Consider the following 14381-nt stretch of genomic DNA (forward strand, 5'->3'; position numbering starts at 1 on the left):
TATGCTTGAATGAAATTACCAGCGGATAAGATACGGAACAACAATCCGACCCACTATGGCACTAACCAATACCGGTAAGCTGAACCACAATCCGATATAGTAAATGTCATTAAACGGGCAGTAGATATTATAAGCTGCCGCCCCTAACGCGCCCGATGCGATACCGACGAGCCAACCAGCGCGTTCCGGTGACGTCGGTGCGCCCTGACGCAGCCATGCGGTCAGACCGCCGCCAATAGCCAAGGCGGAAATACCGCTAATCGTCAAACATTTCATGCCTTCTGCCGGCCGCAAGGCTTCTATCGGTGCGCCATTGACCATGCTCATCACAATGGCGGTCAGCGGGAACAGCCCCGCTGTAACCAGCGCCCAAATCCAACCGCGATTGAGATTGCCGACACCGGGCCGGGCCATATTGGCCGCAGCAAAAGCAGTCGCGACGCCCAGCATCAACAGGACACCGCTGCGCAGGAAGAACATTTCATGCGCCATGCCCATCGCCAGATCACCGCGCACGCCCATGAAGAAAGCGACACTGGAGCAGGCCGCGAGTGTCAGGATTGCCGCAATTGCCATGCCGCCCGAAGGTTTCAGGGTGCGGACCGGTGCCAGGTCATCGACCAGGTCATTGATCAGGCTATTTGCTACTTCACTCATCTTATTCACTCTCGATAAGGGCGCTCATCTTCTTGAGCCCCCGATGGATATTTACTTTCACCAGTGATTCCGACTGGCCGGTTTTTGCCGCGGCTTCGGCAATGCTTAGTCCTTCAATCTTTACCATGGCGATAACATCGGCCTGTTTATCCGGGATCATGCCCAGCAAACGTTCCAAACTCACCTTAGCGGTTACGTCCTCATCCTGGGGATCAGCAACCAGTTCTTCATTCAATTCGCCATGTTCGTGGCGATAAATTTTCCGCAGGCCGTCAATCCAGCGATAGCGCCCGATCGCGGCGAGCCAGGGCAGGAACGCTTTGGTCGGATCATAGCTTGCCCGTTTTCGGTGCAGCGAGATCAGCGTTTCCTGCACCAGATCATCGACTTCCGCCGGGTTGATCTTGCGCGCATAATAGCGGCGCAGCCATTTTTCGCACTCGGTCAGCAGGCTCGCATAACATTGCTTGTCCCCGCCTTGCGCCTTGACCATTAGATGGCGCAATGTTTCTTCGTTGGCGATCATGGTTTCAGCGCCTTATTTATCGAGGTCAGTGCTCCTGCGTAGGCAGGAGCCCATCTCGTACCGTTTCTGCAAGACGCAAGCGTCGGAGATGGACCCCTGCCTACGCAGGGGTACAAGGTCGCATATGTTGAGATGCCATGAAGCATCAGCCGAACTTGTTTCCGAACAACCGGTCCACTGACAGCAAACCACCACCACGGGTAATCAACACCAGTGCGAGAGCAACCCAGATAATATGTACCGACCACCAGGCTTCGGGATAGACGAAGAACTGGATGACCAAGGTCATGACAAGCAGTCCAGCGGCGCCAAAGCGGGTTGCGAGACCCAATACCAGCAAAATCGGAAAGAAATGCTCGGCATAGGTTGCGATCAATCCGGTAATTTCGGGAAATGGCATGCCATATTCATCGCGGAACAGATCGACGGTCAAATCTTTCATCGTCAGAAAGCTACCGTCTTCGACTTTGGTCCGTGCGGACCGCCAGAATATACCGGCCAGTGCCACGCGAGCGAAAAGTAAGGCAATGGCCTCCGGCACGGCGCCGCTGACCAGGTTAATTGCTTTTTTAATCAGGTTCATCATATTCATTTCCCCGTCAAATTTTCATTCTATTCTTGTTATGACGCCTGCCTGGATCAACTTGATAATCCGTTGCATTGCAGCGTCCTCTCCTCCCAGTTCGATGGCAGTGGCCAAAAGGTTACCCATTGTGGAGATATTTGCAATTTTTTCCACAATATCATGCTCTAAGCCAGTCAGCGGGTGGAACAAGACCTCTGCTTCGGGGCGCGCAATCATCAGCGCATCGGGAGTTTCGTCACCCAATTCCGCTAGCTGCGGAGAAAGCGTGCCGGTCAGTTTAATAAGCCGCATCGCTGGATGCACATCGATTTCAAGGCCAAGCAGCCCCTCTTCATCCAGTGTCGCAATATCTTGGAGCGCCAGCGGTTCGGCTTCGGCACTATGATAGCTTTTGATCCACGCCCATTCAATCCGGGCCAAATCCACTTCGGTTTCGCTGAAACCGCGTTTGGCCAGAAAATCGGCAAATTCGGACGCGATGCTGTTCATATCGCAGGTCAATATGTGATCCTGCTCGATATAATCCCGCGAAATGGCGTGAAAGGGCTCGTGGCCCATATGCTCGTGCAATTTGGGACAGGCATTTTCCAACGCTACCAGCCGCGCATGGGAAACGGTATTGGCATGGGCTTTCAAACCCAGAAGCGCGCGATCCGCACTCTCGCTGAACAGATCGTCGGGAAAATGCGCCGGTCCCTTTTGCAGGCAGGCAATGAAGCGTGATTGGCCTTCAGCTAACGAGGGCATGCTGACTCTCGTCCAAAACATGGCTGCCAAGCACGGTTTCCACTTTTGTAACTTCGGCCATCAGCACATCATAAGCGGGAATATCGGTGTCCCATTCGATCAATGTCGGTTTGGGGCCCGCGCGCGTGATGAAGCGTTCATACAGCCGCCAGGTCATGTCACTGACAATCGAGCCATGATCGTCGATTAGCAGCGGTCCATCGTCATGCTCTTCACGGGCATGGCCGGCGAGATGCATTTCCCCGACCATGTCCGGATCAATCGCATCGACATAGGCTTCCATATCCAGCCCAACATTGGTGGCTGTCACTTCGACATTGTTGATATCGAACAATAGTCCGCAGCCTGCCTGTTTGCACAGCGCAGAGATAAAGTCCGTCTCGCTCATCTCGTCATCGCGGTAACTCAGATAGCGCGACGGGTTCTCGATCAGCATCGGCCGTTTCAGCCGGTCCTGCACTTTGCCGATTTGGGCGGCAAAATGATCGAGTGATTCCTTTGTATAGGGAATGGGGAGCAGATCGGGATAGCGATCATGGGCATTGCCGCTCCAGCTCAGATGGTCGGACACCATGGCTGGCTCATAACGATCACAAAGATCGGCAATTTTATCGAGATCATATTGATTGAGGCCTTCAGCGGAGCCGAGGGAAAGCCCGACGCTGTGAAAGCTCAAAGGATAGTCTTCGGCGATGGCGGTCAACCAACGATGCAGCGGACCACCATCACCGAAGTAATTCTGCGGATGCACCTCTACCCATCCGGGTTTTTTTGATCCGACTTCCTCAGACAGCACATCATTATAATGCACTGACTTCAGACCTATGCCACCTGATGGAGGGAGGGAGCATGACATAGGCGTTTTCATAACGGACAGACCAAAATTTGAGGTGTGAGTATCAGTAACATCCGCAAAACTTAACGTATTTCTGCTTTTAAGGGAATAGGAGCCCGTGCTCCTGCGAAGGCAGGGGCCCATCTCCCGCCATAGCATCTAGACGCCAGCTTGGGAGATGGATTCCTGCCTGCGCAGGAATACTGGAGCGCTCTTAGCCTTTCTGCGGTACCGGCTTCGTGTTGCCTTTCTTGGCGGTCAGTGAACCACCGGCTTTGGTGCAGGCGCCTTTGGCGACATATTTCCAGGCATTGCCCTGGTAATCGGCGGTCGAGGTGCCGGCGCAGCTCGTGCCTGGTCCTGCGGCGCAGTCATTCTTGCCTTTCAGCGCGATACCGAAACATTTTTCCTTGGCACCAGCCGCAACAGCGGTGGTCGGTGAAATGGCGATAGTCGCAGCGGCGGCAAGGGCAGCAGCAGCTGCAGTAGCTTTGATCATGGAGTTGGACATTTGGTTTTCCTCTCTTGGAAATTGGGTAATGGGGGCGAACCTGTCTTGCAGGCTCATGATGTGTTTCGCGGCATCACGCCGGTTGGTTACATTTCTTTTCCAAGGCGGAGAAAAATTCACATGCCATTTTTGAAAAACGGCTTTTTTTTGGCGGATATCGCTTGCGAAAAAGATTCAGAATTTTTCCCGCAAAGCCTTGACGATTGCTCAGAATAGCCCATATGGGCGTCGTTAGCACTCGACTCAAAGGAGTGCTAATCCTCCATTGAATATATCTTGATGGCCCGGGCTAAAGGAGCGGGGCCGCAGGAAAGAAAATTTGGACAAGAAAGGCAAACTTATGAAATTTCGTCCACTACATGATCGTGTACTGGTTCGCCGCGTAGAGGCGGATGCGAAAACCGCTGGCGGCATTATCATTCCAGATAGCGCACAAGAAAAGCCATCCGAAGGCAAAGTTGTTGCTGTTGGTACTGGCCTCAAAGACGACAATGGCAAAGTAACTGCCCTCGACGTCAAAAAAGGCGACAGCATCCTGTTCGGCAAATGGTCCGGCACGGAAGTTACCGTTGAAGGTGAAGACCTGATCATCATGAAAGAAAGCGATATTCTCGGCATCGTCGAGAAGTAAGAGCGCTTTTTCACCTATTCATTCATTCTCATAAGCAGAGGAAAACAACATGGCTGCTAAAGACGTAAAATTTGGTCGCGACGCACGCGAACGCATTCTTACCGGTGTCAACACACTGGCTGATGCCGTAAAAGTAACCCTCGGCCCTAAAGGTCGTAACGTCGTTCTCGACAAATCATTTGGCGCACCGCGCATCACCAAGGACGGTGTATCGGTTGCCAAGGAAATCGAACTGAAAGACAAGTTCGAGAATATGGGCGCCCAGATGCTTCGTGAAGTTGCATCAAAAACCAATGATGTCGCTGGCGACGGCACCACCACCGCGACTGTTTTGGCGCAGGCTATTGTCAAGGAAGGCATGAAGTCCGTTTCCGCTGGCATGAACCCAATGGATCTGAAGCGTGGCATCGACCAGGCTGTTGATAAGGTTGTTGCTGACCTGCAAAAGCGTTCCAAGAACGTCAAAGGCAGCTCCGAAATCTCTCAGGTTGGCGTTATCTCTGCCAATGGCGACGAAGAAGTTGGCCAGAAAATCGCAGAAGCGATGGAGAAAGTCGGCAAAGAAGGCGTTATCACGGTTGAAGAAGCCAAAGGCCTCGACTTTGAACTCGACGTTGTGGAAGGCATGCAGTTTGACCGCGGTTACCTGTCTCCTTACTTCATCACCAACCCGGACAAGATGATTGCGGACCTCGAAAATCCATACATCCTGATCCACGAGAAGAAGCTGACCAACTTGCAGCCTATGCTCCCAATTTTGGAAGCTGTTGTGCAAGCCGGACGTCCGCTTTTGATCATTGCCGAAGATATTGAAGGCGAAGCGCTTGCGACCCTAGTGGTCAACAAACTGCGCGGCGGTCTGAAAATCGCAGCAGTGAAAGCGCCTGGCTTCGGTGATCGCCGTAAAGCGATGCTCGAAGATATCGCGATCCTCACCAAAGGTGAAATGATCTCCGAAGATCTCGGCATCAAGCTGGAAAGCGTTACGCTGAACATGCTGGGTCAGGCGAAAAACGTCACGATCGACAAAGACAACACGACCATCGTGGACGGTGCTGGCAAGTCGAAAGACATCAAGGCTCGTGTTGAAGCGATCCGTGCGCAGATCGAAAACACAACATCCGATTATGACAAAGAAAAACTGCAAGAGCGTCTGGCGAAACTCGCTGGCGGTGTTGCCGTGATCAAAGTTGGCGGCGCGACCGAAGTCGAAGTGAAAGAGAAGAAAGACCGTGTTGACGATGCACTGCACGCAACCCGTGCTGCTGTTGAAGAAGGCATCGTCCCTGGCGGCGGAACCGCGCTTCTTTATGCAACGGCTGCTCTCAAAGGTCTCGAAGGCCATAATGACGACCAGACCCGCGGCATCGACATTGTTCGTAAATCGCTGCAGGCTCCTGTTCGTCAGATCGCTGAAAATGCTGGTTTTGACGGCGCGGTTGTCGCTGGCAAATTGCTTGACCAGAAAGACAAGAACTACGGCTTTAACGCGTTTAGCGACAAGTACGAAGACCTCGTCAAATCTGGTGTGATCGACCCAACCAAAGTTGTGCGCGCTGCTCTGCAGGACGCAAGCTCGGTTGCAGGTCTCTTGATCACCACCGAAGCTGCTGTCTCCGACGCACCGGATGATAGTGCCGGCGGCGGCGCTCCTGCAATGCCTGACATGGGCGGCATGGGCGGCGGCATGGGCGGCATGGGCTTCTAAACCCAACCACCCGGCTAACGCTGAAACATTCGAGGGGCTGGAAGGAAACTTCCGGCCCCTTTTCATTTATAGATTCTATCAACCCATCCGCGATGTTTCCAAAATCGCCAGACTGTGCCATGTCGCTTCCAACGTAACTTCTTGCACGGGATTAAGCGGCATGACCAGGTTTCTTAAGTTAATATTGGCTTCCACCACAATGGCGGGGCTGGCCGTAGCGGCTCCCGCGGTTCATGCCCAAAATTCCGCACCGGCAATTGCGGATGCGATGGAGACAGAGACGGATCGTCTCAACATCTGGTTCGACAAGAAGTTTGAAGAACAGCTGGCTTTCAGTCCGATCCGCCAGACCTTGTTGGGCCGCCGGACCGCTTATGATCAGATTGACGATTATTCGATTGCAGCCGCGGACCGCCAGCTTGCATGGATGCGTGTGGCGACGGCCGAGCTGAAGCGTGACTTTGACTATGAGAAGCTAACGCCGGATGCGCAGATATCCTGGGACATGTGGTTGTTCTGGCTGGAGCAGTTCGAGACGGGCGTAGCGTTTCGCCAGAATGCTTATGTCTTGCATCAATTTAACGGCCAGCAATCATTCTTCCCGACCTTTCTGATCAACCAACACCGGGTCGCGAGCGACGCAGATATGGTGGCGTTTATCGAACGGATCAAAGGCAGTGCCCGGGCGCTGGATCAGCTGCTCACGCGCGCGCAGGCCAATGCCGAATCTGGAACGCGGCCGCCACGCTTTGCTTATGAAGGGGTGATCGAGCAGTCTGAGAAAATCACTACTGGCGCGCCTTTTGATGATGGCAAGCCGTCAGCCCTTTGGGAGGCGACCGAGAGTAAATTGGCAGCGCTTGTGGAAGCCGGCACGATTACGCAAGTCCGCTCGGACGAATTGAAAGAGCAGGCGCGTCAGGCGCTTACCGGTTCGCTGAAACCAGCCTATGAGCGGATCATTACTTGGTTCAAGCAGGACTTGCCCAATACGAAAGCAGAGCCCTTTGGTGTGTCCAAACTTCCCAATGGCGAAGCCTTTTATAACTACCGTCTCGCCAATCAGACGACGACCAATCTGACCGCGGAGGAAATTCATACTATCGGCCTATCCGAAGTCGCACGCATCCGCAGCGAGATGGAAGCGATCAAGGACAAGGTCGAATTCAAGGGCGACTTGCAAGCCTTCTTCACCTTCCTGCGTGAAGATGATCAGTTCTATTTCTCTGAGGATGACAAGGGTGCGCAGGATTATATCGATACCGCCGAAAAGCATCTGGCGTTTATCAAAACCCGCCTGCCAGATTTTTTCGGTACCCTGCCGAAAGCCGATCTGGTCGTGAAACGGGTCGAGCCATTTCGTGAGCAAGACGGCGCGGCCCAGCATTACCGGCCGGGCACACCGGACGGCACCCGCCCCGGCACCTATTATGCGCATTTATCCGATATGCGCGCCATGCCGATCCACAGTCTGGAAGTGATTGCCTATCATGAAGGCAATCCCGGTCATCATATGCAAAGCTCGATTGCGCAGGAACTGACCGGCATTCCGAAATTCCGCGCACAGGGCGGTTATATCCCGGCCTTTGGTGAAGGCTGGGCGCTTTATTCCGAGCTGTTGTCGAAAGAAATGGGGGCCTATGAAAATCCCTATTCGGACTTTGGCCGGCTAACGACAGAAATATGGCGTGCGATCCGTTTGGTCGTAGATACTGGGCTGCACACCAAGGGCTGGAGCGAAGAGAAGGCCGTGGCATATTTCCTCGCTAACTCGCCGATTCCAGAGACAGCTGTGCGCAGCGAAGTAAGGCGCTATCTTGTGATGCCGGGCCAGGCGACGAGCTATAAAATCGGGATGCTGAAAATTCAGGAACTGCGCGCCAAGGCGGAAAAAGAGCTGGGCGATGATTTCGACATAAGGGGTTTTCATGACACCGTATTGGGCGGCGGTTCGGTTCCGCTGAACATATTGGAAAAGCAGGTCAATCAATGGATCGCGAAAGAAAAAGCGTCCTAGAGCGCGCTCTGGGCCGCGTTACATTTGCGGGATCGCCCGTTGCGATTTTTTCATTGGCCGCAACTTGTAATCGTGCGGTAAAGCTTTGCCGGATGTAAGGAGGAAGAGCAGACAATGGTGTGCAGCACATTTGAGCTGTTCAAAATCGGCGTCGGACCTTCGAGTTCCCATACCATGGGGCCGATGCTTGCGGCTGCTACCTTTGTTGCGCGGGTTGCCGATCAGGGGATTCTGGATCAGGTCACACGGACAGAGACCAAGCTTTTTGGCTCGCTTGCGCTTACTGGCAAGGGGCACGCAACCGACCGCGCCATTCTGCTGGGCTTATCGGGCCAGGTCCCGGAAAATATCGAACCGGATGCGGCCGACGCTCTGGTTGCACAGATCAGGAGCGAGAAACGGATCCAGCTCAATGGCACGCAGGCCATTGTCTTTGACGAAGATGCGGACGTTATATTTGATCAACGCAAGAGGCTGGACTTCCACTCCAACGCCATGCGGTTCACGGCCTTCAAAGGCGAGGAAGAGCTCGCCAGCCGCGTTTATTATTCCGTTGGCGGCGGCGCGATATTGGATGAGGACCAGATCGGAGCCAATGATCCGGAAAATGGTTTGTGGGACGTGCCGCATCCCTTTTGCTCTGGTGCCGATCTGCTGGCAATTGCCGAGGAAAAAGGCCTGTGCATCGCCGATATCATGCGCAACAACGAACGCGCTGCCAAAACCGATGAAGAAATCAGCGTTGGCATCCGGCAGATTGCCGATGCGATGTCGGCCTGTATCGATAGAGGTATAAAGTCAGAGGGAATCTTGCCGGGCGGATTGAATGTGAAACGCCGGGCGCCCCTGATCCATGCGCGCTTGATGGAGCGGCAGGAGCGGGCGCTGTCCGATCCGCTGACGGTGCTCGATTGGGTCAACCTGTGGGCGCTGGCCGTGAATGAGGAAAATGCAGCGGGCGGTAAAGTCGTGACCGCACCGACCAATGGTGCAGCGGGCATCGTTCCCTCGGTGTTGCGGTTTTACGAACGCTTTTCGCCCCAGGCCGATGTCGAGGGCGTTGAGAAATTCATCCTGACCGCCGCGGCCATCGGATCGTTGTTCAAGGAAAACGCCTCCATCTCTGGCGCAGAAGTGGGTTGTCAGGGCGAAGTCGGTGTCGCCTGTTCCATGGCGGCGGCTGGCTTGACCGCCGCCTGGGGTGGCACGCCTCTGCAAGTGGAAAATGCTGCCGAGATTGGCATGGAGCATAATCTGGGACTGACCTGTGATCCGGTCGCCGGGCTGGTTCAGGTGCCGTGTATCGAACGCAACGCCGTGGGGTCCGTAAAAGCGATTGAAGCGGCGCGGCTGGCGATCATGGGCGATGGCACCCACCGCGTGAGCCTTGACGAAGTCATTGAAACCATGCGCAAAACCGGTCTGGATATGAGCGAACGGTACAAGGAGACATCGCAAGGCGGCCTAGCGGTTAATCTGGTCGAATGTTAGAGCTATAAGAACGATCGGGGGACCGTATGGGCAGATCAAAGTTTTTCAGCAAGCGTCGGCTATGGGGCCTGGCCATCGGAATCGGCGTTCTTGTCAGCGCCCTATGGCTGCTTCGCGCTGAAATAGGAGCCCGGCTATTTGCCAATGCCGTGGAAACCGCAGTTAACCGTGACGTTATAGGCGAATTGCCAGAAGGCATGCATCTGGCCCTGTGCGGAACCGGATCGCCCTTGCCGGATCCCAGCCGCGCCGGCCCCTGTTCCGCGGTGATCGTCGACGGCAAGTTGTTCATCGTAGACATTGGCGGTGGAGCCGTGCGCCGACTGGGTGAAATGGGACTGAGCCCGGGCCGGATCGAAGCCTTGCTGCTGACCCATTTTCACAGCGATCATATTGACGGCATGGGTGAGCTGATGTTGCAGCGTTGGGCTGGCGGCGGCCGTGATGCGCCATTGCCGGTCATCGCGCCAGAGGGTGTGGCCGCGATCGTCGACGGGATAAATGCCGCCTATGCCGCTGACGCCCGCTACCGCGTGGCGCATCATGGCGAAGATATCATGCCGCCATCGGGTATTGGCGGGATTGCGCAGCCCTTTGCCTTGCCCACGGACAATGCTGAGCAGATTGTCTATGATCAGGATGGCCTGAAAATCACGGTCTTTGCGGTCAATCACGAACCGGTTGTGCCAGCGGTCGGCTATCGGTTCGACTATAAAGGCCGGTCGATCGTGTTCAGCGGTGACACCACGCGAAGCGCCGCGGTCGAAAAGGCCTGCAACGGTTGCGACATATTGGTGCATGAAGTGCTGAATGCCGAGATGGTTTCGCTTACCGAAGCGGCGATGAAAAAAGCGAAAAGACCACGGCTTGAAAAGATCATGGCGGATATTCCCGATTATCACGCGACGCCTGCCGAGGTGGCGGAATCGGCTAAGGCTGCCAAAGCGAAAATGCTGGTCTTCTCCCACATCGTTCCGGCGGTGCCGATCGGTCTTTTGGAACCTTATTATCTGAAAGACGTGACTGCAGACTTTCGCGGGAAAATAGTCATGGGCAAGGATGGTATGCTATTCATTCTCCCTGCCAATAAGGATAATATCGAGCGGCGGGATTTGCTCTAGACTGCACCTGCGAAAAGGGGAGGCAGGCAATGACGACAAACCGTTTCTGGCAATTGAACAAGCGTCCTGAGGGTGACGATGTCGCCAGCGCGCTGTCACTGGAGAGCGAAGAGATGCCGGAACTGGCCGAGGGGCAAGTGCTGGTTAAAGCTGCCTATCTTTCCATGGATGCTGGCACCCGCATGTGGATGATCGAGCGAGAGGATAGCTATCAGCCGCCGCTGGAATTGGGCACCAAGATGGTTGGCCTCGTGCTGGGCCATGTTGCTGCGTCGCGCCATGATGGATTTGCAGAGGGCGATCTCGTACGCGGTTTTGGCCAATGGGCCGAACATGCCGTGATCGAGCCGGAGCTTGCTGGGTTGGTGAAGGTTGATGCCAATATTGCCGATATCAAACAGCATTTTGGTGTGCTTGGCTTCAATGGCTGGACCGCGCTTTGGGGTTTGCAGGAGACGGCGGGTGTGCAGGCCGGGCATAATGTTCTGGTTTCGGCTGCTGCAGGGGCGACAGGCGTGCTGGCTTGTCAGATCGCGAAAATATTGGGTGCCAATGTCTATGGCCTGGCTGGCGGGCCGGACAAATGTCGCTGGCTGGAGGAAGAACTCGGGATCACTAAGGCGATCGATTACAAGAAGGATGACATCGCGGCAGAGCTGGCGAATGTCGAGGGCGGGATCAATGCCTATTTCGACAATGTAGGGGGGCCTATTCTCGACGAAGTGCTACCCAATATGGCGCTTTATGGCCGCGTCGCCCTATGTGGTTTGCTGGCCCAATATAAAGGAGACGGGCGCGGGCAGGGGCCGGAGCATTTCGACCAGATTCTGATGAAGCGACTGCGCGTCGAGGGCTTTTTCTCGCCCGATTTCATGGATCAGGGAGAGCGGTTGACCACGCATCTCAAGGACTGGCTGGAACAGGGACTAATCGACACGCCCTTTGATGTGACAGACGGAATAGAGAATGTCCTGACCGCCTATGACAAGCTGTTCACCGGCGGCAATATCGGCAAGGTTCTCGTTCGTATCTGAGTGCTATTGCGCTTTCTGTTCCGGAAAATACCATACCCGGCGGATCAACCGATCTGCAATCTGGTAAACGGCCGTGGCGCTTTGTGCCTGGCGCTTCCCGTTGCTGCCCGGCCAAGATGCTGTTTCGATCACAGAGACATAGTCACCGTTGACCGACCAGCCGCCGAGGCTGCTGCTGATCCGGGTCGGACTTTTGAAAAAAAATTCCATCTCGCTGACCATCCGCTGCTTTCCGTCAGTCGTGACCTCGGACTGGTCTCCGCGGATCGTGATCCATTGAATGTCGGGATGCATTAGTGCAGCCATGGCATTTACGTCTCTGGCATTAAAAGCCGCTGTATATTTTTCGACTAGTATTTGATGGTCAGATGTCGGCGCGGGCGACTGCGCGGGAGGCTGTGCGGCGACCGAAACCGGCAGCAGCAGGAGTATGATCATCAATAACTTTTGCATTCTATTCTCCCCCAAGCGGCACTTTGATACTCGGTAGAACTGGAGATTCTGTCAAGTTACAGGCTTCAGCCACAAACCCAGGAGCGAGAATCCTATGATAAGGATTGCGAAGACAAGCGATATCGAGACAATCGCATCCCAACCGCCCCAGGCATAAGCAGCAGTACCAAGCCAGCTCGACAGGCCACCGCCAACAAACATGATGACGATGTAGATGGTCATCAAACGGGTGCGGATTTCGGGCTCGCGGCCAAAAAGGATCGTACGATTGGCAACGTCCATTGATGCGCCGCCAAAATTGCTGAACAGGATCGGCAGGATCAATATCCACAGGCTTTGGCCAGCGAATATCAGCAGCACCGCCCCGATTAGCTGGGCGATGGCAAAGAGCATACGGGCTTTTTCAGGCCCGATCCGGTCTGCCAACCGGCCGGACCATGGGGCGATAAACACATTGGTGCCCGCGAGCAGCGCAAGATAGCCGACGACATCGACACCATAGCCCATTTGCGGGCTGGTGATATGCAGGCCAATGCCGAGCCATAAGGCGAGGAAAAATCCGAAAGACAAAGCCTGTAGTAGTCCCGCGAGCAGCACGTCCGGCATGGTTTTGATGATCGGCCAGAGTGACGCGATTAGTGCGCCATAGCTTTCCTGAGGCTCGCTTTCATCGCGCAGCTTTTCGTCCTTCTCCATGATCCAGGGCAATATGACGAGCAGCGTCAACGTCAGTGCCGTTCCAACCCAATAAGCCGATCGCCAGCCAAAATAATGTCCCAAAACACCCGCGCCAAAGCGGCTGCCGAGCAAGCCGACAGTAATCCCGGCTGTCAATATGCCGGTAACATGGCCGATCCGATCTGGCCGCACCCGTTTTGTGACATAGGCGGGCAACAAATAGGGGGTGATTGTCGCAAAGCCGAGCAATGAGGATGCAGCGACAAACAAACGGAAATCCTGTGCTGTGGCCATGGCGAGCAGGGCCAGAAACTGACCCGCGACAAAGGTGGTAACGAGCTTGCGGTTGTTGATCCTGTCACCAAGAGGCAAAAGCAGCAATATGCCAAATGCCAGCGCGACCTGGTTCAATGCTGGAACTAATCCGAGAAGGGTTCCACTGACACCAAAATCTGCCCCGACCGGTGCAATCAGCGGATGAATATAATAGCCGTTCGCCACGGCCACGGCACAGGCCATGGAAAAGAGAAACAGCTTGGCTTCACTAATCCGGCGCGGTGCGGTTTTGGCAGATGAGGTGGCGGCGTCGGTCAGTCTATCGGCTTTCTATCATGAGCAGTCAGGGGCCTGCACTGCCCATGAAGAAAGCGGAGCCCCAAGTCCTCTGTTTGTTTAGCTAGCGTCGATCACTTTTTGCAACTCTTTCAAGACGTCGCCATAGTTGCGATCGTTCAGTAGCTGCACCAGCTTGGGATCGGCGACGGCGGGATTGCCGCTGTTAAATGGCGGATCGGGATCATATTCGAGCCCCAGTTGCACCGCCTCGGCAAATTGCTGTCCGGCAATTTCGGCGATCACGGTCAGCGCAAAATCAATGCCTGATGTGACACCGCCAGCCGTGATCACATTGCCGTCCTTGACGACACGCGCCGGTTCATAAGTCGCGCCGAATTTTTCGAGCAACGACGTATAGGCCCAATGGCTGGTCGCGCGCTTGCCTTCCAGCAAGCCAGCTGCGCCCAAGGCGAGCGAACCGGTGCAAACCGAGGTGATATATTGTGCTTTCGATGCCTGATCGCGCAAAAATTGCAACGTCTCTTCATCCTGCATCACATCCCGCGTGCCAAAACCGCCAGGGACGCAGAGCAGGTCAGCCGGTGGACAATCGGCCAGGCTGGTGCTGGGCAGCATCGCGAAGCCGCTGTCAGTCTGTATCGGTTGCACGGCTTTGGCGGCAGTATGCACAACAGCACCCGGCATACGTGCCAGAAACTGTGCCGGTCCGGTAAAATCCAGCTGCGTGATACCGTCAAATAACAGGAAGACGATGTGGAAAGGGGCGGGTTCGTTTTCATGCGTGTCGGTCATGCGCATATCTCCTTCGGT

16 protein-coding genes are annotated in these 14381 nt (G+C 54.9%); 7 read left to right on the top strand and 9 right to left on the bottom strand.

Translation table 11 applies throughout. The annotated features are described in order from the left end of the window. Positions 1-15: 15 nt before the first annotated feature. The 6 genes from BS29_RS01100 to BS29_RS01125 all read right to left on the bottom strand — a co-directional run bounded on the left by BS29_RS01100 (position 16) and on the right by BS29_RS01125 (position 3862). Entirely contained in the window at positions 16-657 is a 642-nt protein-coding gene (locus BS29_RS01100) for an NrsF family protein (RefSeq protein ID WP_229955183.1), read from the bottom strand. Position 658: 1 nt separating this feature from the next. Next, a complete protein-coding gene (locus tag BS29_RS01105) occupies positions 659-1183 on the bottom strand; it encodes a sigma-70 family RNA polymerase sigma factor (RefSeq protein ID WP_207986737.1) in 525 nt (174 codons plus the stop codon). Between the two features lie 145 nt (positions 1184-1328). Beyond that, on the bottom strand, positions 1329-1769 hold the full coding sequence (locus tag BS29_RS01110; protein WP_229955186.1) for a DoxX family protein: 441 nt from the start codon (positions 1767-1769) through the stop codon (positions 1329-1331). Between the two features lie 21 nt (positions 1770-1790). Continuing rightward, entirely contained in the window at positions 1791-2516 is a 726-nt protein-coding gene (locus BS29_RS01115; protein ID WP_229955188.1) for an HvfC/BufC family peptide modification chaperone, read from the bottom strand. After that, the gene (gene bufB / locus BS29_RS01120; RefSeq protein ID WP_229955190.1) at positions 2500-3372 is read right to left on the bottom strand and encodes an MNIO family bufferin maturase; all 873 of its coding nucleotides are present in this window, start codon (positions 3370-3372) and stop codon (positions 2500-2502) included. Before bufB ends, BS29_RS01115 begins: the two co-directional genes overlap by 17 nt. Positions 3373-3565: 193 nt before the next feature. Then, positions 3566-3862 carry a BufA1 family periplasmic bufferin-type metallophore gene (locus BS29_RS01125; RefSeq protein WP_229955193.1) on the bottom strand — a complete coding sequence of 99 codons (297 nt, stop codon included), beginning with the start codon at positions 3860-3862 and terminating at the stop codon, positions 3566-3568. Between the two features lie 340 nt (positions 3863-4202). On the opposite strand from BS29_RS01125, the gene groES reads away from it, so the two are divergent. The 6 genes from groES (at position 4203) to BS29_RS01155 (ending at position 11864) form a co-directional block, all read left to right on the top strand. Continuing rightward, the gene (gene groES, locus BS29_RS01130) at positions 4203-4493 is read left to right on the top strand and encodes a co-chaperone GroES (RefSeq protein WP_229955194.1); all 291 of its coding nucleotides are present in this window, start codon (positions 4203-4205) and stop codon (positions 4491-4493) included. A gap of 49 nt (positions 4494-4542) precedes the next feature. Further along, the gene (groL, locus tag BS29_RS01135; protein WP_229955196.1) at positions 4543-6201 is read left to right on the top strand and encodes a chaperonin GroEL; all 1659 of its coding nucleotides are present in this window, start codon (positions 4543-4545) and stop codon (positions 6199-6201) included. Between the two features lie 160 nt (positions 6202-6361). Continuing rightward, positions 6362-8218 (top strand): DUF885 domain-containing protein, encoded by a 1857-nt coding sequence (locus tag BS29_RS01140; RefSeq protein ID WP_229955197.1) that lies wholly within the window; start codon positions 6362-6364, stop codon positions 8216-8218. Positions 8219-8332: 114 nt separating this feature from the next. Beyond that, positions 8333-9709 carry an L-serine ammonia-lyase gene (locus BS29_RS01145; protein ID WP_326838486.1) on the top strand — a complete coding sequence of 459 codons (1377 nt, stop codon included), beginning with the start codon at positions 8333-8335 and terminating at the stop codon, positions 9707-9709. 26 nt (positions 9710-9735) lie between these two features. Beyond that, complete coding sequence (locus tag BS29_RS01150; protein ID WP_229955200.1) at positions 9736-10830, top strand: MBL fold metallo-hydrolase; 1095 nt, start codon at positions 9736-9738, stop codon at positions 10828-10830. Positions 10831-10859: 29 nt separating this feature from the next. Next, positions 10860-11864 (top strand): NADP-dependent oxidoreductase, encoded by a 1005-nt coding sequence (locus BS29_RS01155; protein WP_229955202.1) that lies wholly within the window; start codon positions 10860-10862, stop codon positions 11862-11864. Between the two features lie 3 nt (positions 11865-11867). Here the strand turns inward: BS29_RS01155 and BS29_RS01160 are convergent, their stop codons facing one another. Continuing rightward, positions 11868-12317, bottom strand: a complete 450-nt coding sequence (locus BS29_RS01160; RefSeq protein ID WP_229955204.1) for a nuclear transport factor 2 family protein — start codon at positions 12315-12317, stop codon at positions 11868-11870. Between the two features lie 51 nt (positions 12318-12368). Then, positions 12369-13502, bottom strand: a complete 1134-nt coding sequence (locus BS29_RS01165; protein ID WP_229955206.1) for an MFS transporter — start codon at positions 13500-13502, stop codon at positions 12369-12371. A 10-nt stretch (positions 13503-13512) separates the two neighbouring features. Between BS29_RS01165 and BS29_RS01170 the strand changes: the two genes are divergently transcribed. Continuing rightward, positions 13513-13671, top strand: a complete 159-nt coding sequence (locus BS29_RS01170; RefSeq protein ID WP_229955208.1) for a hypothetical protein — start codon at positions 13513-13515, stop codon at positions 13669-13671. Here BS29_RS01170 and BS29_RS01175 read toward each other — a convergent pair. After that, positions 13668-14363, bottom strand: coding sequence for a DJ-1/PfpI family protein (locus BS29_RS01175; RefSeq protein ID WP_229955209.1), 696 nt, complete (start codon positions 14361-14363; stop codon positions 13668-13670). The genes BS29_RS01170 and BS29_RS01175 overlap by 4 nt on opposite strands. Between the last annotated feature and the right edge of the window lie 18 nt (positions 14364-14381).

The sequence above is a fragment of the Parasphingorhabdus litoris DSM 22379 genome, from assembly GCF_020906275.1.
Taxonomy (GTDB): Bacteria; Pseudomonadota; Alphaproteobacteria; order Sphingomonadales; family Sphingomonadaceae; genus Parasphingorhabdus; species Parasphingorhabdus litoris.